Here is a 16,656-nt window from a genome sequence, read left to right as displayed (position 1 = left end):
TTCGCTAGAACAGCCCCATCTGCCGATCGATCAGCGTCGTGAAGTCATCCTCCACGAACGGCAGAATCGCATCCGCCACCGGCTGCAGTTGCCGGGTCAGGTAGTGGTCGTAGTCGATCGCCGAATGCCGCGTCTCCAACGGCTCAGGCCCGGCCAGGGTAATCACGTAGCTGATCCACCCACCATTCTGGTACTGCCGCGGCCGGCCCTGGCGATCGTTGAAGTCGTCGGCCAGGCGCGCCGCACGCACGTGCGGCGGCACGTTGCGCTGGTAGTCGGCCAGCGGCCGGCGCAGGCGCTTGCGGTAGATCAGCAGTTCATCCTGCTCGCCGGCCAGGGTCTTGCGCACATATTCGCGCAAGTACTGCTGGTACGGCTGGCGCTTGAAGATCCGCTCGTATAGCTCCTGCTGGAACTGCCGGGCCAGTGGCGACCAGTCGGTGCGCACGCTTTCCAGGCCCTTGAAAACCATTTCTTCATGCCCCTCGCCACGCCGCACCAGGCCGGCGTAACGCTTCTTGCTGCCCTCCTCGGCACCGCGAATGGTCGGCATCAAGAAGCGCTTGTAGTGGGTCTCGTACTGCAGCTCCAGGGCACTGTCCAGGCCGAAGCTCTCGCGCAGATGCTCGCGCCACCACTGGTTGACCTGCTGCACCAGCTCACGGCCGATACGCGCCGCGTCCGCTTCGCCGTGGGCGCCCTTGAGCCAGACGAAGGTGGAGTCGGTGTCGCCGTAGATCACCGCATAACCCCGGGCCTCGATCAGCTCACGGGTGCGGCGCATGATCTCGTGGCCGCGCATCGTGATCGATGAGGCCAGGCGCGGGTCGAAGAAGCGGCAGCCACTGGAACCGAGCACGCCGTAAAAGGCGTTCATGATGATCTTCAGCGCCTGGGACAGCGGCGCGTTGTGTTCGCGCTTGGCCGTCTCGCGGCCCTGCCAGACCCGCTCGACAATGGCCGGCAGGCAGTGCCGGGTACGCGAGAAGAACGCGCCGCGAAAGCCCGGCACCGAGCTCTCAAAGCCCGGCTCGCGCAAGCCTTCGATCAGCCCCAGCGGGTCGATCAGGAAGGTGCGGATAATCGACGGATACAGGCTCTTGTAGTCGAGCACCAGCACCGACTCGTACAACCCCGGCCGCGAGTCCATGACAAAGCCACCAGGGCTGGCCTCTTCCGGACGCTCGCCCTGGTTCGGCGCGACGAAACCCTGACGGTGCATCAGCGGCATGTACAGGTGACAGAACGCCGCCACCGAGCCGCCGCTGCGATCGGCCGGCAAACCGGTGACCGTGGCCCGCTCCAGCAGGAAGGTCAGCAGCTCAGTCTTGGCGAAAATCCGCGTCACCAGCTCGCAGTCCTTGAGGTTGTAGCGGGCCAGGGCCGGCTTGTCCTCGGCGAACATGCGGTTGATTTCATCCATGCGCTGGTACGGCGTATCGATGGCCTTGCCTTCGCCGAGCAGGGTCTGGGCGACGTTCTCCAGGCTGAACGAGGGAAAGCTCCAGGTCGCCGAGCGCAGCCCTTCGATACCGTCGATGATCAGACGCCCGGCGGCACCGGCAAAAAAGTGCGCGCGGCTGCCGTGCTCGCGCCAGTCCATTGCCTCACCGCCGCGCCCCAGGCGCAGCGGCACCTTGAGCTGGGTGGCGTGGTGCTGCAGCACGCGCAGGTCGAACTGCACCAGGTTCCAGCCGATGATCGCATCGGGGTCGTGCAGGGCCAGCCAGTCGTTCAGGCGCTCGAGCAGTTGGCTGCGGCTGTCGCAGTATTCGAGGTCGAAGTCCACGCCCTCGGCCTCGCCATTGGCCGGGCTAAGCATATACACCTGGCGCTGGCCGCAGCCTTCAAGGGCAATGGAGTACAGCTCGCCGCGCTCGGTGGTTTCGATGTCCAGCGACACCAGCTTGAGCGTGGGGCGGTAGTCGGGGGCAGGCTTGAGTTGGGCATCGACCCACACGCCGCTGGCCTCGAGCGTACCGCTGAAACTGACCGGGGCGGTAATGAAACGCTCCATCAGGTAGCGCTCGGGCGGGCGTACATCGGCTTCGTAGATTTGCACTCCGCTTGCGCGCAGGCGTTTTTCCAGCTGGATCAACTGGCGGTGCTGGCGGCAGTACAGGCCCAACACCGGCCGCTGCTCGAAGTCGCGCAGGGCCAGTTCGCGCAACTCGACATCGCGCTCGCCGCGCAGCACGCTTTCGGCCTGCTCACGCTGCTCGGCGGGGATGAACGCCACCGAGGTCTGCGGCGCCAGCCGCACCCGCTGCGGGCCCTGATCGGTGGCCAGCCAGAACTCGACCACGGTACCGGCGGGGGTGTCGCGCCAATGCCGGGTCAGGACAAAGCCCTGCTGTAACTCCACCGCTGCAACCTCAAAAACACCTGTGTATGCGCCGATTCTACCCGTCCGCGCCGCTGCCTGCCGAACTTAGCTGAGCACCCGTGCACCCGGGGCGAAACCGTGCCCCTGGGCACGCCCGGCAATCAGCAAGGCCAGGCCGATCAGCGCCAGCAACACCCAGGAAAAACTGCCCACGCCCCACTGGCTGAGCAGCACGCCACCGAGCAGGCCGCCGGCGGCAATCGCCGAGTTCCAGACCGTGACGATCATCGACTGCGCCACATCCGCGCCCTCCCCGGCGGCGTCGGCGCTGGCGGTTTGCAGCAAGGTCGGCGCACCGCCATAGGTCAGGCCCCAGAGCGCGACACTGGCATACACCAGCGCTGGCGACTGGCTGACAAAACCGAGCACCAGCGCCACCACGGCAAAGCCGAACAAACTCAGCAGCACCATGTTGCGCAGGTGCTTGTCGATCAACGCACCAACCACGCCGATACCGGCCAAGGCGGCGATGCCGAAGGTCAGCAGGACCATGCCGGTGCTTGCCGCAACCCCCACTGAGGCCAGGAACGGCACGATGTAGGTGTACAGCACGTTGTGCGCCAGCACCCAGGTGAGGATCACCAGCAGCACCGACAACACCCCGGGTGTCCGCAACACCTGGACGATGCCCGGACGCTGGCCTGGAGCATGGCCATCAAAGTCCGGCACCTTGCACAACACCCAGACCACCAGCAGCAGGGTTGCGGCCGAGACCAGGGCAAAGGTCATACGCCAGCCCAGCAGCTCGCCCAGCCAGGTGCCCGCCGGCACCCCCAGCGACAAGGCCAGCGGCGCGCCGATCATCGCCAGCGCCATGGCCCGGCCCTGTTGCTCGGGGCTGACCATGCGCCGCGCATGCCCGGCAATCACGCCCCAGGCCAGGCCCGCGGCAACGCCGGTCATGAAGCGGGCGAGCAACGTCAGCCAGTAAGCACTGGACAAGGCCGTCACCGTGTTGAACAGCAAGAAGCCGACAATCGCCAGCAACAACACCGGCCGCCGGCGCCAGCCCTGGGTCAGGGTCACCAGCGGGATGGCGGTGAGCAGCGAGCCCAGGGCATAGACGCTGACCATCTGCCCGGCCATGGCCTCGCTGATCTGCATGCCGCTGGAGATCTGCCCGAGCAGGCCAGCAGGCAGGGTTTCGCTGAGGATGGCGATAAACCCGGTCATGGCCAGGGCCAGCAGGCCGCTGACCGGCAGGGGCTGAGCCAGTGCGGCGGGCCCATCGGCCGTGCAACTCATCTGGGTCATGGTGAAACTCCTGTAGGAAAGATGGGCAAACCTTAAGCTTGCGGCGACTACGGAAAAAGACGAGTACAATTCCGCTCATAACGGACATTGACGTCCGCAATCAGGGAACGCAGATGGATAGCCTCAGTGGTTTCGTGGTGTTCGTGCAGGTGGCGGAAACCGGCAGCTTCGTCGGCGCCGCCCAGTCGCTGGGGGTCAGTGCTTCGGCCATTGGCAAGCGCGTGGCGCGCCTGGAAAGCCGCCTGGGGGTGCGTCTGTTTCACCGCAGCACGCGCAGCATCACCCTGACCGCCGAGGGCAACCTGTTCCTGGAACGCAGCCGGCGCATCCTCGCCGAGATCGAAGCCACCGAGCTGGAACTGTCCCAGGCCCGCGAGGTGCCGCGCGGGCGCCTGCGTATCAGCCTGCCGCAGGTAACCGCACTGGTGATGCCGGCCTTGAGCGAGTTCATGGCCCAGTACCCGGCCATCGAACTGGACCTGGATTTCGACGACCGCATGGTCGATATCATCGGCGAAGGGTTCGATGTGGTGATGCGTGGCGGCACGCCCAGCGACTCGCGCCTGAGCGCGCGCTTTCTCGGCCACTTCCATCATGTCCTGGTGGCCTCACCGACCTACCTGGCAAACAATGGCACCCCTACCCACCCCGACCAGTTGGCCCGACACACCTGCCTGCATTACCGCTTCCCCAGCACCGGCAAGCTTGAACAATGGCCGTTGCGCCAGGAACCGGCCGGGCGTGAATACCAGATCCCGGTGTCGATGGTCTGCAATCACGTCGACACGCGCATCTGCTTTGCCGTGCGTGATCGCGGCATTACCTGCATTCCGGATTTCACCGTGCGTCAGCAGCTGCAGCGCGGTGAGCTGGTGACGGTGCTCGATGACTATATGGAGCGGCGCGGCAGCTTCTACCTGCTGTGGCCGTCCGGGCGGCAGGTACCGCCACGGCTGCGGGTGTTCATCGACTTCATGAGCACGCGGGTGCTGCCGCAATATTAGTCATATAAATAATCCAGCCCGTGACTGGGCCGCTGCGGCACATTTTCCAGCAAGAATTCACCCAGTGCCTGGACCTGGCGCGCCTTGGGGCTGGCCTGTAGCCAGGCCAGGTAGTAGCCCTCGCCCGTGGCCACTGCTTGGGGAAAGGGCGTAACCAGGCGCCCGGCGTCGAGTTCGCCACGGGCCAGCAGCAGGTCGACCACGGCCACGCCCAGGCCTTGCTGGGCCGCCGAGATGCCCTGATCCAGGGTATCGAACACTTGCCCACGCTCCAGGTTGACCCCTGCGCCCCCCGCCCGTTTCAACCAACGCCGCCAGTCACGGCGATCCGGCGAGGGGTGCAGCAGCTCGCAGCGGGCCAGGTCTGCCGGGTAACCGGGCTGGCACACCGGCACCAGCCATTCGTCAAACAGCTTGAGGCTGGCGATGTCTGCGCCGAAATGGCCGTCTGCCAGGAGAATTGCGCAGTCGTAGGGCTCGCTGTAGAAGTCCACCGTGTCGATGTCCATCCACACGCTGCTCAGTTGCACCTGAGGGTGCTCTGCACCTTGCTTGAACAGCGCCAACTGCCTGAGCAACCAGCGCACGGTCAGGGTCGAGGGCGCTTTCAGACGCAGATGCTGGCGGTCCTGCTTGAGCAGGCCACAGGCGTTTTCGATGATCTTGAAGCCGACCTTGAGCTCCTGGGCCAGCAGCCGGCCCGGCTCGGTCAACGTCACTTTCGGCCCGCGCCGCTCGAACAGCGCGCAGTCGAACAGACCTTCGAGGGTCTTGATGTGATGGCTGATGGCGCCTTGGGTCAGGGCCAGTTCTTCAGCGGCGCGGGTGAACGAGCCATAGCGCGCGGCCACCTCGAACGCCCTCAGGGCTGGCAATGCGGGGATGCGTTCGGTCATGGTCGCCCAAAGCATGAGTAAAACTAATAGAAAGCCACAGTAACAGGCGTTTTACAACCTGATGGGGCCTGCCGAGAATGCCGCTCCTGATAAAAACGCCGAGACATGCCGATGAACAGTGCCCTGCTTGCCACCTATGCTCTGACTGTCCTGCTGCTGATTGCCAGCCCCGGCCCGGTGGTGGCACTGGTGGTCAACACCACCGCCCGCGCCGGGCGCAAACAGGCGCTGCTGACCGCCCTGGGCACCAACGGCGCGTCGCTGGTGCTGATTGCCCTGGCGGCGCTGCTGATCATCAGCAGCGCCGCCCTCAACCCGCTGCTGCTCAGCGCCCTGAGCCTGTTTGGCTGCCTGTTCATCGGTTACCTGGGCTTGAGCGCCCTGGCCGAACTGCGCCAACCCGCCGCTGCAGCCGAGCCCCTGGCGCCTCGTCAGGGTGGCTTGTGGCAAGGCTTTGCCATCGGCCTGTCCAACCCCAAGGACATTCTGTTCTTCGTCGCCTTCTTCCCGCAGTTCATCCAGGTCACCGAGCACTTCAGCCACAGCCTGATGCTACTGGCGCTGGTCTGGCTGGTGCTCGACCTGGGAATCCTGGGCCTTTACATCCTGGCGATCGGACGCCTGGCCGAACGCATCAACCGGCGCCTGATCAGTGCCATCAGCGCGGTGGTACTGTTGCTCATCGCAGTCGTGGGCCTGGGTTATAACCTTGGGCAACTGCTGCCCTGACGGGCTACGCTTCCGGGCGCGGGCCCGGGCGGGTAGAATGACGCGCCACATCCCAGGCCAGCCACACTATGGACAGTCGGATTGAACCCTGAACAGCGCCGTCGTCTCAAAGGCAACACGCAACCCCGCCCAGCCCCGAATTGCAGAGGCACCTATTTGATCCGCTCGCCCCTTTTGCACGGCCTGCTCGCTGTCGTGCTACCTGCGTCGGCACTGGCAGCCGGCGTGCAGATCGATCCACATGCCGACCTGTTATACCGCCAGGCCCTGACCTTGCTGGAACAGGCCGACAGCCAGAACGCCAGCTTCAGCCTCAAGACCAGCACCACCGACCAGGACCTCGCCCAGCAAGGCCAGGCCCTGGGCCGCACCCTGGCTCCGGCGGTCAGCCTGTTGAAAAAAGCCGCAGACCGCAATCATCCGGTGGCCCAGTATCGCCTGGCGCTTTATTACATCACCTACCTGCCTGCCGCGCAGATCGCCGAAGCCGCCTGCCCGCTGCTCGAAGCCAGCATGAACCAGGGCTTCGCTCCAGCAGCCCTGGGCATTGAAAACTGGTGCCCCAGCTATAGCCGCAGCGAGTATCGCGCCGCCCTCGAAAGCGTGCCGAACATGGCCAGCCTCTACGCCTCCTACTACCCGCAACCGGCTGTGCGCCTGTTGTGCCACCGCGAAAAACCACAAGGCCTGGCCATGCAGTGGGGCCGCCAGCGCGACTACCAGGCCGAGGCCTACCGCCTGCTGGCCAGCGCCGACCCGGCGCAGAGCAAGGCCTACTGGCAAAAAGCGGTGGAGATCAATGGCTGCATCGCGGCGCAGCGGCGCCTGGTCAACAATCAATATTGACCCTGGGCGCCGGCGCTGACAGCAAGATCGTTCAAGCCAGTGGCCCATGGCTCTGGCATGCTGTACAGCCTTGTTCATTTGTCGTTGCCGCCGTCCATGTCCAGTCCGCCGTTTGCCCGTCAGGCTTTTACCCGTGGCGCCATCGCCATCCTGCCGTTGTCCCTGGCTGTCGCGCCCTGGGGCCTGCTCGCAGGTTCCATGGCCATCGAAGCCAACCTCACTCCCTGGGAAGGCCAGGGCTTGTCGGCCATTGTCTTTGCCGGGGCCGCGCAACTGGTGGCGATCGGCATGCTCAAGGGCGGCGCCAACCTGTTCTCGATCCTGCTGACCACCCTGCTGCTGACCTCTCAGCATTTGCTCTACGGCTTGTCGATGCGTCCGGTACTGTCAGGCCTGCCGACCCGCTGGCGGCTGGGCCTGGGCTTTTTGCTCACTGACGAATTCTTTGCCCTCACCAGCCAGTACGACAAGCAGCAGTTCAACCGCTGGTACGCCCTGGGGGTGGGCCTGACCTTCTACATTGCCTGGAACCTGTTCACCCTGGCCGGGATCATCCTCGGCCAGAACATCCCGCACCTGGACCAGTTGGGCCTGGACTTCTCCATCGTCGCCACCTTCGTCGCCCTGATCGCACCGCTGGTGCGCAATCTGTCGACGGTGGTGTGCGTGGCGGTGTCGCTGTTCTGCTCGGTGCTGTTCAGTTACTGGCACTGGGACATCGGCCTGGTCGCCGCCGGCCTGCTGGGCATGAGCGCCGGTTTCATCTGCCAGAAGTTCAGTGGAGCACGCGCATGATCTTCGCCCTGATTATCGGTATGGGCCTGCTGGTGTTCCTCAATCGCTATGCCTTTCTGGAGCCACGCCTGCCCTTGCGCCTGAGCTCCAATGCCCGGCAGTTTCTTGGCTTCGCCGTACCCGGCATGCTCACCGCGATCTGCGGGCCAATCGTCTTCCTGCCCGGGCACCAGCTCGACCTGAGCCTGAGCAACCCCTACCTGAGCGGATCGATTGTTGCCGTGGCGCTGGTTTTGTTGACCCGTAGCGTGTTGATCAGCATGCTGCTGAGCATGGCTTTCTTCTTTGTCTTTCGTTGGTGGTTGAACGGCAGCCCATGAACCCTGCACACAAGGAACAGACGCGTTTCTGGCAAGCCTCGGCGCTCGGTGACACCGAAATGCTGCATGCGCGTTATTTTCAGCAGCGCTTTGCCCCCCATGTGCATGAAGGCTACGTGATCACCATCATCGAATCCGGCGCCCAGCGCTTCTGGCACCGAGGCAGCGAACACCTGGCACCGGTAGGCAGCATGGTGCTGATCAACCCCGACGAGCTGCACACCGGCGCCAAGGCCAGCGAAGACGGTTGGCGCTATCGTGGCTTCTATCCCGACTGCGAGCGCATCACTGGGGTGCTCGACGAGCTGGAGCTCAAGCGCGACGGCCTGCCGCGCTTCGACGCCAGCGTGTTGCACGACCCACAACTGGCCAAGGCGTTCAGCTGGCTGCACTGCTCGGCCGAACAGGGTGCCAGCGCCCTGGAACAACAGACTGCCTGGCGCGAAGCCGTGTTGCTGCTGGTGCAGCGCCACGCTCGTAGCGGCGAGGCCCGAGCACCAGGCAACGAGCCCGGGGCCGTGGCCCGGGCCAAGGAATTGATGGACAGCCGCCTGGCATATCCGCCGTCATTGGAGGAGCTGGCCACGGCGGTCAACCTTTCGCCGTTTCACTTTGCCCGGGTGTTCCGCCAGGCCACGGGCTTGCCGCCCCATGCCTGGCTCAAGCAACGACGCTTGAGCCGCGCCCGCGAGCTGTTGAAAAACGACTGCCTGCCGTTCAACGTCGCCTTCGCCCTGGGTTTTGCTGACCAGAGCCATCTGAACCGCCAATTCAAGCAAGCCTATGGCGTAACGCCCGGCGAGTATCGGCGCGCCTGCACTCACTGACGGACTGACCCCATGCCCTACCCGCTTGCCTACCGCTGGTTCATTCACAAGGGCCTGACCGATTGGGAACCCTGGTACTTCTGCGACACCCAGGCGTCGCTGCAACAGGCGCCGGACCTTGGCAAGAACGCCTTTGCCACCCGCGCCTTCGCCAAGGAGACCGGGGCAGACTTCCAGGTGTACCTGTTCGCCCGCCGCCAGGACCGGGAAGACTTCGCCTTCTTCGTGGTGCGCGACGGGGTGATCGAGGACAAGGTGATCACCGTGCACCTTTCGTTTGCCGACAAGCTGGAGCTGCGTGAACGCCTGAGCCATGCACAGGTGACCCAAAGCTTCAGCCAGTGGGTCACCGAGGTGGCACTGGCCGATGCGCTGGAATGGATGAGCGAGGAAGACCTGGAGGACTGACAGGCGCCCTATCCAACCCGCGCCAGGCTCGCCAGCACCGCCTCGATCTCCACCAGTACCGCCGGATCATCCAGGGTCGAGGGCGCGGTATAGGGCTGCTGATCGGCAATCTTGCGTAGCACCGCGCGCAAGATCTTGCCCGAACGGGTCTTGGGCAGGCGCTTGACCACCCGCACCTGGTTGAAACACGCCAGGGCACCGATCTGCTCGCGCACACTGGCCACCAGCTCGCTCTGCAACTGCGCCTGAGCGATGTCCTGGCCGCCCTGGAGCACCACCAGCGCCAACGGTACCTGGCCCTTGATGTCATCGTGCACACCAATCACTGCACATTCGGCCACCGCCGGGTGGCGGGCCACCAGGTCTTCCATCTCACCGGTGGACAGGCGATGCCCCGAGACGTTGATGACGTCGTCGGTGCGGCCCATGATGTAGACAAAACCGTCCTCGTCCAGGTAGCCGCCATCGCCGGTATGGTAATAGCCCGGGTAGGTCTTGAGGTACGCCTCCAGATAACGCGAGTGATCGCCCCACAAGGTCTGGCTGCAGCCCGGGGGCAATGGCAAGGCAATGACGATCGAGCCTTGCTGGTTGGCGCCGAGCAAGTGGCCATCGTCGTCCAGCACCTGCACGTGATAGCCCGGCACCGCCCGGTTGCTTGAGCCCGGCCGTGCGGCACTGCCCTCAAGGCCCATGCACGGCGCGGTCACCGGCCAGCCGGTCTCGGTCTGCCACCAATGGTCGTGCACAGCCTTGCCGCTGGTTGCCTCCAGCCACTGATGGGTACTGGAATCAAGCTTCTCACCGGCCAGGAACAACTGGCGCAGGGAGCTCAGGTCATAGCGGCGCAACAGCTCGCCGTCAGGGTCCTCCTTGCGGATCGCGCGCATGGCGGTGGGTGCACAGAACAGGCCGTTGACCCGGTACTGCTCGACCACCCGCCAGTAGGCACCGGCATCCGGCGTGCGAATCGGCTTGCCCTCGTAAAACACGGTGGTGCAACCGTTCATCAGCGGCCCGTAGACGATCAGCGAATGGCCGACCACCCAGCCGACATCCGAAATCCCCCACCACACGTCGCCGGCCTGCATGCCATAGATATGGCGCATGGCAAACCCCAGGGCCACGGCGTTGCCGCCGTTTTCACGGACGATGCCCTTGGGTTTGCCGGTGGTGCCGGAGGTGTACATGATGTACAGCGGGTCGGCGGCTGCCAGCTCAACCGGTGCCACCGGGTTGGCTGTGGCGACGGTATCGAGCCAGTCCAGGTCACGGCCTTCGAGCAGCGCAGCGCGGGCTTGCGGGCGCTGCAACACCAACACCTGGCGTGGCTGATGCGTGGCCAGTTGCAAGGCGCGATCGACCAGCGGCTTGTATTCGATGACCCGGTCGAACTCCAGCCCGCAGGAAGCGGTGAGCAGCAGCGTGGGCCGGGCATCGTCGATGCGCAGGGCCAGCTCGTTGGCGGCAAAGCCGCCGAACACCACCGAATGCACCGCGCCGATGCGTGCGCAAGCGAGCATGGCCATGGCCGCCTGGGGCACCATGGGCATGTAGATGATCACCCCGTCGCCCTTCTCTACCCCAAGCTCGCGCAACAGCCCGGCCAGGCGCGCCACCTCATCGCGCAATTGCGCGTAGGTGTACTGTTGCTGGCTGCCGGTCACCGGCGAGTCGTAGATCAGCGCAGTCTGCTGGCCACGGCCTTGCTCGATCTGATGATCGAGGGCCAGGTAGCAGCTGTTGAGCTGGCCGTCGGCAAACCACTGGTGGCTGCCATCGGCATTTTCACTAAGGGTTTGTCGGGGCTTGCGGTACCAGGCCAGGTGGTCAGCCTGTTCGGCCCAGAAACTGGCGGGGTCGGCGATGGAGCGGGCATAGCTGTGCTGATAGGTCATCGACTGGAAACCCTGAACTTGTTGTTATTAATAAAGGGCGAGCTTCGAGTATGGACTGCAGCGGCCAGTCTGCCATGGGACTTAAGTCGCATCTTGCCGGTATGATGGGCGCCGTCCAATTTCGAGCCTGTCGCCACGCCCATGCATACCCTTGAAGACCTCAAAGCCGGCCGCCTGGCGGGCATCTCCCGCCTCGACCTGGCCTGCGGACTGAAGCAGTTCCCGCGGGAAATTTTCGACCTGGCCGACAGCCTGCAAGTGCTCAACCTGACCGGTAACCGCCTGAGCGACTTGCCCGAGGACCTGGGCCGCCTGCACAAGCTCAAAGTGTTGTTCTGCTCGCAAAACCGCTTTCGCCATTTACCCGAAAGCATCGGCCAGTGCCCGATGCTGGAAATGGTCGGCTTCAAGGGCAACCAGATCGAGCAGGTCAGCGCCGCCGCCCTGCCGCCGCGCTTGCGCGCCCTGGTGCTGACCGATAACCGCATCGAGACCTTGCCCGAGGCGCTGGGCAACTGCAGCGAGCTGCAAAAGCTGATGTTGGCCGGTAACCGCTTGAGTGAACTGCCGGCGGCCCTTGCACGCTGCACCAGGCTCGAGCTGCTGCGCCTGTCCGCCAACCGCTTGCCGGCCCTGCCCCAGTGGCTGCTGCAAATGCCGCGCCTGGCCTGGCTGGCGTACGCCGGCAACCCCATGGCGGCGGGTTTCTGCACGCCGGCAGATCCAGGCCATTGCCAGGTCGTTGACTGGCAGCACATCACGCTTGAACAGGTGTTGGGCCAGGGCGCGTCCGGGGTCATCCACCAGGCCCGCTGGCAACAGCAGAGCGCGCCGGTGGCGGTCAAGCTGTACAAGGGCGAGATCACCAGCGACGGCTTGCCGCTCAACGAAATGAGCGCCTGCATTGCGGCGGGCGATCATCCGCAACTGGTGCGCCTGGCCGGGCGCATCGACAACCACCCGCAGCAACTACCGGCGCTGGTGATGCAGTTGATCGAGCCGAGCTGGTTCAACCTCGCCGGGCCGCCGAGCCTGGACTCGTGCACCCGCGATTGCTATCCGCCGCAGCGGCGCTTGAGCCTGGCCTGCGTACGGCGCCTGGCCTGTGGACTTGCCTCGGTCGGTGCGCACCTGCACGGGCATGGCATCACCCATGGCGACCTGTATGCGCACAACGTGCTGTGTGATGAGGATGGCGATTGCTTGCTGGGGGATTTTGGTGCGGCGTCGTTCCATCCGCTTGATGGCAGCGTGGCAGCCGCCGCGTTGCAGAGGATCGAAGTGCTGGCGTTCGGGGTGTTGCTGGGGGAGTTGCTGGCGTGTTGCGAGGAGGATTGCGAGGTTTTGCGCGCGGTGCAGCAGGCGTGTGTGCAGGTTGAGGTGATGCGCCGACCGGCGTTTGCCGAGGTTTGTCAGCAACTTCGCGGCGTCTGAATCGCGGGGCAAGCCCGCTCCCACAGTGGGAGCGGGCTTGCCCCGCGATGAGGCCCGAAAGGCTTACCTCAACCCGCCAGACCTACGTAGACATTCTGCACGTCATCGTTATCGTCGATCGCGCCCAGGAAGGCTTCAACCTCTGCCATCTGCTCGTCGGTCAGGCCGCTGACCGGGTTTTTCGGGGTGTAGCCGATTTTCGCCGAAACCACGGTGAAACCTTGAGCAGGCAGGGCTTTCTGCACGGCATCCAGGTCGGTGGTGTCGGTGATGAACAGGGTCGCGCCCTCTTCTTCGCCTTCGGCAAAATCCTGGGCCCCGGCTTCGATGGCGGCCATTTCCGGGTCGGCGTCAGGGCTGTTCGGCGTGGCTTCGATCAGGCCGACATGGTTGAAGTCCCAGGCCACCGAGCCCGAGGCACCCAGTTGGCCCTTGCGAAACAGTACGCGGATCTGCGCCACGGTGCGGTTGACGTTATCGGTCAGGCACTCGACGATCAGCGGCACTTGATGCGGGGCAAAGCCTTCATAGGTCACAGCGGAGTAGTTCACCGCATCGCCGTCCAGGCCGGCACCCTTGCGGATCGCCCGCTCCAGGGTCTCGCGGGTCATCGAGGCCTTCTTGGCCTGTTCGACGGCCAGGCGCAGGCGTGGGTTCATGTCCGGGTCGGCACCGGCCTTGGCAGCGATCTGGATCTCCTTGGACAGCTTGCCCATGATCTTGCCTTTGGCGTTGGCTGCGGTTTCTCTATGCTTGGCTTTCCACTGTGCGCCCATCTCGACTCTCTTGTTTCAGGTGCCGGTCAGGTAGCGACCGGCCAAAGTGGCGAGCAGTTTATACGCTCTGCAAGCCATCGACAAAAAAACCCTTCAGGCCTTGAGATCGAGCGCCGGCGGTGCCCCGCGACAGGCCCCTAAGCCGCCTCCCTGCCCCGCGCCACCGCCTGCGCCGCTGCCAGCATCGAGCGCAACAGCACCGCGCAGCCATCGGCCAGGTCTTGCGGCGCGGCATTCTCGATCTCGTTGTGGCTGATGCCGCCTTCACAAGGCACGAAAATCATCCCGGCAGGCCCCAATTCAGCGACAAAGATCGCATCATGCCCGGCGCCACTGACGATATCCATGTGCGAAAGCCCCAAGCCCTTGGCCGCGCTACGCACCGCCTCCACGCAGCCCTGGTCGAAGTACAACGGCGGGAAGTCCGCTGTCGGCGTCAGGCTGTGGGTCAGCCCATGCTGCTGGCACGTGCTGCTGATGACATCCTTGACCTGGGCAATCATCGAGTCCAGCCGCGCCGGCTCCAGGTGACGAAAATCCAGGGTCATGCGCACCTCGCCCGGGATCACGTTGCGCGACCCCGGGTAAGCCTGCAGGCAACCGACCGTGCCACAGGCATGGGGTTGATGCTCCAGGGCCACGCGATTGACCGCCGCCACCACCGCACTGGCGCCGACCAGGGCATCCTTGCGCAGGTGCATGGGCGTGGGCCCGGCATGGGCCTCGACGCCGCGCAGGGTCAGGTCGAACCACTTCTGTCCCAATGCCCCCAACACCACGCCGATGGTCTTGTGCTGGTCTTCAAGGATCGGCCCCTGCTCGATATGCGCTTCGAAATACGCCCCTACCGGATGGCCGCTGACCGCCCGTGGCCCGGCATAGCCAATGGCATTGAGCGCCTCGCCCACCGTGATGCCCTCGGCATCGGTCTTGGCCAGGGTCTGCTCCAGGGTGAACTTCTGTGCAAACACCCCCGAGCCCATCATGCACGGGGCAAAGCGCGAGCCTTCCTCGTTGGTCCACACCACTACTTCCAGCGGCGCTTCGGTTTCTACCTTGAGGTCATTGAGGGTGCGCAGCACTTCAAGGCCGGCCAGCACGCCAAAGCAGCCGTCGAATTTGCCGCCGGTGGGCTGGGTGTCGATATGGCTGCCGGTCATCACCGGCGGCAGTTGCGGGTTGCGCCCCGGGCGGCGGGCGAAGATATTGCCGACGCCATCAATCGTGACCGTACAACCGGCCTCCTCGGTCCATTTGACGAACAGGTCGCGGGCCTGGCGATCCAGGTCGGTCAGGGCAAGCCGGCAGACGCCGCCCTTGACCGTGGCGCCGAGCCTGGCCAGGTCCATCAGCGATTGCCACAAGCGGTCGCCGTTGATATGGCGCTGAGTCGATTGCAGAACGTCCTGAGCGGTTTGCATGATTCTCTCCTGCATCACGGGCCTGGCCTCTGCGGGCCATGGCGGTTACACGGTAGGTTTGAGATTGGTCGCGCGGGCCGCCCTGAGGCTGCCAAGGCCGTAGTAGATCAGCCCGCCCAGGGCGGAGCCGGTGAACCAGCCAAAGTCGTAGAACCAGCTGAAGGCGGTGCTGTGCAGCGACAGAAGGGTCAGCGCCACCGGCACACCGAAGGCGATGAAGCCGGCGGCGTTCCAGGCCGGGTAAACGTCGTCGCGGTACAGGCCGGCCAGGTCCAGGGTCTGTTTGCGAGTGATGAAGTAGTCCACCACCATGATCCCGGCAATCGGCCCGAGCAGGCTGGAATAGCCCAGCAGCCAGTTGGAATAGACGCTCTCCAGGCTCACCTCACTGACGATCCAGCCGAGCTTTTTCAGCAATTCGTGGCCCATCAACAGCAAGCCCACCAGGCCGGTGAGCAGCACCGCCGTGGTGCGACCGATCCATTTCGGCGCCAGGTTCTGGAAGTCGTTGGTCGGCGAGACGATGTTCGCCGCGGTGTTGGTCGACAGCGTGGCGATGATGATCAGGGCCATGGCCAGCGCCACCCACACCGGGCTCTGGATATGCCCGATCAGGCTGACCGGGTCGGACACGGTCTGGCCCACCAGCGAGGCAGAGGCTGCAGTCAGCACCACGCCCAGGGCGGCGAACAGGAACATGGTCAGCGGCAGGCCGAAGATCTGCCCGAGGATCTGGTCCTTCTGGCTTTTCGCATAACGGCTGAAGTCGGGAATGTTCAGCGACAAGGTGGCCCAGAAACCGACCATGGCGGTCAAGCCGGCAAAAAAGTAACCATACACACTGGCGCCTTCGGGGCGCTTGGGCGGCTGGGCCATCAGCTCACTGATCGAGACGTTGGGCAAGGCCCACACCAGCAACCCGGCACCGACCAGCACCAGCAGCGGCGCCGACAGGGTTTCCAGCCACTTGATCGATTCGGCGCCACGCAACACCACCCACAGGTTGAGGCACCAGAACAGCATGAAGCCGATCACCTCGCCGGTGCCGCCCAGGGCTTTCCAGTCCGCCGACAGCGAGCCGAGGAACAGGTGAATGGCCAGGCCGCCAAACATGGTCTGGATACCGAACCAGCCACAGGCCACCAAGGCGCGGATCAGGCACGGCACATTGGAGCCAATGATGCCGAATGACGAGCGCAGCAGCACCGGGAAAGGGATGCCGTACTTGGTGCCGGGAAAGGCATTCAGGGTCAGCGGGATCAGCACTACGGTGTTGGCCAGCAGGATCGCCAGCAGTGCTTCGCCCACGCTCAGGCCGAAATAGGCGGTGAGTACACCACCCAGGGTATAGGTCGGCACGCAGATCGACATGCCGACCCACAGCGCAGTGATGTGCCATTTGTTCCAGGTGCGCTCGCGCACCTTGGTCGGGGCGATGTCGTGGTTGTACCGGGGGCTGTCGAGGACGTCGCTGCCGGCGTCGAGTTCATACAAGCCGTCGCGTTCGCTCACCTGCGATCTGGTCTGCTGCATGGCCGCTCCACTGTTGTTGTGTTTTTGGGAGTTGGTTGCATTGCACGGGCATAGGGGCAATCACGGTTACCCATGAGAAATCTTGACCATTTCCACAAGCTGTCAAGAACGACAGGACCACTGGTCGTT

At 64.5% G+C, this 16,656-nt stretch carries 15 protein-coding genes; 8 read left to right on the top strand and 7 right to left on the bottom strand.

The window, feature by feature from the left end:
• Positions 1–4: 4 nt before the first annotated feature.
• Both EXN22_RS12130 and EXN22_RS12125 read right to left on the bottom strand, forming a co-directional pair.
• Positions 5–2,365, bottom strand: a complete 2,361-nt coding sequence (locus tag EXN22_RS12130; RefSeq protein ID WP_130264273.1) for a DNA polymerase II — start codon at positions 2,363–2,365, stop codon at positions 5–7.
• 66 nt (positions 2,366–2,431) lie between these two features.
• Positions 2,432–3,631, bottom strand: a complete 1,200-nt coding sequence (locus EXN22_RS12125) for an MFS transporter (RefSeq protein ID WP_130266807.1) — start codon at positions 3,629–3,631, stop codon at positions 2,432–2,434.
• Positions 3,632–3,753: 122 nt separating this feature from the next.
• On the opposite strand from EXN22_RS12125, the gene EXN22_RS12120 reads away from it, so the two are divergent.
• On the top strand, positions 3,754–4,644 hold the full coding sequence (locus tag EXN22_RS12120; protein ID WP_130264272.1) for a LysR family transcriptional regulator: 891 nt from the start codon (positions 3,754–3,756) through the stop codon (positions 4,642–4,644).
• Here the strand turns inward: EXN22_RS12120 and EXN22_RS12115 are convergent.
• Positions 4,641–5,540, bottom strand: coding sequence for a LysR substrate-binding domain-containing protein (locus EXN22_RS12115; RefSeq protein WP_130266806.1), 900 nt, complete (start codon positions 5,538–5,540; stop codon positions 4,641–4,643). The genes EXN22_RS12120 and EXN22_RS12115 overlap by 4 nt on opposite strands.
• A gap of 111 nt (positions 5,541–5,651) precedes the next feature.
• On the opposite strand from EXN22_RS12115, the gene EXN22_RS12110 reads away from it, so the two are divergent.
• The 6 genes from EXN22_RS12110 (at position 5,652) to EXN22_RS12085 (ending at position 9,465) form a co-directional block, all read left to right on the top strand.
• A complete protein-coding gene (locus EXN22_RS12110) occupies positions 5,652–6,269 on the top strand; it encodes a LysE family translocator (RefSeq protein WP_130264271.1) in 618 nt (205 codons plus the stop codon).
• A gap of 156 nt (positions 6,270–6,425) precedes the next feature.
• Positions 6,426–7,115, top strand: a complete 690-nt coding sequence (locus EXN22_RS12105) for a sel1 repeat family protein (RefSeq protein WP_130264270.1) — start codon at positions 6,426–6,428, stop codon at positions 7,113–7,115.
• 96 nt (positions 7,116–7,211) lie between these two features.
• Entirely contained in the window at positions 7,212–7,910 is a 699-nt protein-coding gene (locus EXN22_RS12100; protein WP_130266805.1) for an AzlC family ABC transporter permease, read from the top strand.
• A complete protein-coding gene (locus tag EXN22_RS12095) occupies positions 7,907–8,230 on the top strand; it encodes an AzlD domain-containing protein (RefSeq protein ID WP_130264269.1) in 324 nt (107 codons plus the stop codon). The genes EXN22_RS12100 and EXN22_RS12095 overlap by 4 nt, the downstream gene beginning before the upstream one ends.
• Positions 8,227–9,057: an AraC family transcriptional regulator gene (locus EXN22_RS12090; RefSeq protein WP_130264268.1), complete on the top strand. Its 831-nt coding sequence runs from the start codon at positions 8,227–8,229 to the stop codon at positions 9,055–9,057. The genes EXN22_RS12095 and EXN22_RS12090 overlap by 4 nt, the downstream gene beginning before the upstream one ends.
• A gap of 12 nt (positions 9,058–9,069) precedes the next feature.
• Positions 9,070–9,465 (top strand): hypothetical protein, encoded by a 396-nt coding sequence (locus EXN22_RS12085; RefSeq protein WP_130264267.1) that lies wholly within the window; start codon positions 9,070–9,072, stop codon positions 9,463–9,465.
• Positions 9,466–9,473: 8 nt separating this feature from the next.
• Here the strand turns inward: EXN22_RS12085 and EXN22_RS12080 are convergent, their stop codons facing one another.
• On the bottom strand, positions 9,474–11,363 hold the full coding sequence (locus EXN22_RS12080) for a propionyl-CoA synthetase (protein ID WP_130264266.1): 1,890 nt from the start codon (positions 11,361–11,363) through the stop codon (positions 9,474–9,476).
• A 141-nt stretch (positions 11,364–11,504) separates the two neighbouring features.
• Here EXN22_RS12080 and EXN22_RS12075 point away from each other — a divergent pair, with 141 nt between their 5' ends.
• A complete protein-coding gene (locus EXN22_RS12075; RefSeq protein ID WP_130264265.1) occupies positions 11,505–12,797 on the top strand; it encodes a leucine-rich repeat-containing protein kinase family protein in 1,293 nt (430 codons plus the stop codon).
• Positions 12,798–12,865: 68 nt separating this feature from the next.
• Here EXN22_RS12075 and EXN22_RS12070 read toward each other — a convergent pair whose 3' ends face one another.
• From EXN22_RS12070 to EXN22_RS12060, 3 genes are all read right to left on the bottom strand, one after another.
• Positions 12,866–13,573, bottom strand: coding sequence for a YebC/PmpR family DNA-binding transcriptional regulator (locus EXN22_RS12070; protein ID WP_130264264.1), 708 nt, complete (start codon positions 13,571–13,573; stop codon positions 12,866–12,868).
• Positions 13,574–13,710: 137 nt separating this feature from the next.
• Positions 13,711–14,994, bottom strand: a complete 1,284-nt coding sequence (locus EXN22_RS12065; RefSeq protein ID WP_130264263.1) for a Zn-dependent hydrolase — start codon at positions 14,992–14,994, stop codon at positions 13,711–13,713.
• A 45-nt stretch (positions 14,995–15,039) separates the two neighbouring features.
• Positions 15,040–16,527: an NCS1 family nucleobase:cation symporter-1 gene (locus tag EXN22_RS12060; protein ID WP_130264262.1), complete on the bottom strand. Its 1,488-nt coding sequence runs from the start codon at positions 16,525–16,527 to the stop codon at positions 15,040–15,042.
• Between the last annotated feature and the right edge of the window lie 129 nt (positions 16,528–16,656).

Source organism: Pseudomonas tructae (assembly GCF_004214895.1).
In the GTDB taxonomy this organism is placed as follows: Bacteria; Pseudomonadota; Gammaproteobacteria; order Pseudomonadales; family Pseudomonadaceae; genus Aquipseudomonas; species Aquipseudomonas tructae.
Note: the sequence above shows the minus strand (reverse complement) of the source record. Positions and strands in the feature narration are given on the sequence as shown.

What these genes read in the sequence shown, in the direction of transcription:
- EXN22_RS12125 (WP_130266807.1), bottom strand. Translation starts at nt 3,631, where the DNA reads ATGAGTTGCACGGCCGATGGGCCCGCCGCACTGGCTCAGCCCCTGCCG.
- EXN22_RS12120 (WP_130264272.1), top strand. Translation starts at nt 3,754, where the DNA reads ATGGATAGCCTCAGTGGTTTCGTGGTGTTCGTGCAGGTGGCGGAAACC.
- EXN22_RS12115 (WP_130266806.1), bottom strand. Translation starts at nt 5,540, where the DNA reads ATGACCGAACGCATCCCCGCATTGCCAGCCCTGAGGGCGTTCGAGGTG.
- EXN22_RS12110 (WP_130264271.1), top strand. Translation starts at nt 5,652, where the DNA reads ATGAACAGTGCCCTGCTTGCCACCTATGCTCTGACTGTCCTGCTGCTG.
- EXN22_RS12100 (WP_130266805.1), top strand. Translation starts at nt 7,212, where the DNA reads ATGTCCAGTCCGCCGTTTGCCCGTCAGGCTTTTACCCGTGGCGCCATC.
- EXN22_RS12095 (WP_130264269.1), top strand. Translation starts at nt 7,907, where the DNA reads ATGATCTTCGCCCTGATTATCGGTATGGGCCTGCTGGTGTTCCTCAAT.
- EXN22_RS12090 (WP_130264268.1), top strand. Translation starts at nt 8,227, where the DNA reads ATGAACCCTGCACACAAGGAACAGACGCGTTTCTGGCAAGCCTCGGCG.
- EXN22_RS12085 (WP_130264267.1), top strand. Translation starts at nt 9,070, where the DNA reads ATGCCCTACCCGCTTGCCTACCGCTGGTTCATTCACAAGGGCCTGACC.
- EXN22_RS12080 (WP_130264266.1), bottom strand. Translation starts at nt 11,363, where the DNA reads ATGACCTATCAGCACAGCTATGCCCGCTCCATCGCCGACCCCGCCAGT.
- EXN22_RS12075 (WP_130264265.1), top strand. Translation starts at nt 11,505, where the DNA reads ATGCATACCCTTGAAGACCTCAAAGCCGGCCGCCTGGCGGGCATCTCC.
- EXN22_RS12070 (WP_130264264.1), bottom strand. Translation starts at nt 13,573, where the DNA reads ATGGGCGCACAGTGGAAAGCCAAGCATAGAGAAACCGCAGCCAACGCC.
- EXN22_RS12065 (WP_130264263.1), bottom strand. Translation starts at nt 14,994, where the DNA reads ATGCAAACCGCTCAGGACGTTCTGCAATCGACTCAGCGCCATATCAAC.
- EXN22_RS12060 (WP_130264262.1), bottom strand. Translation starts at nt 16,527, where the DNA reads ATGCAGCAGACCAGATCGCAGGTGAGCGAACGCGACGGCTTGTATGAA.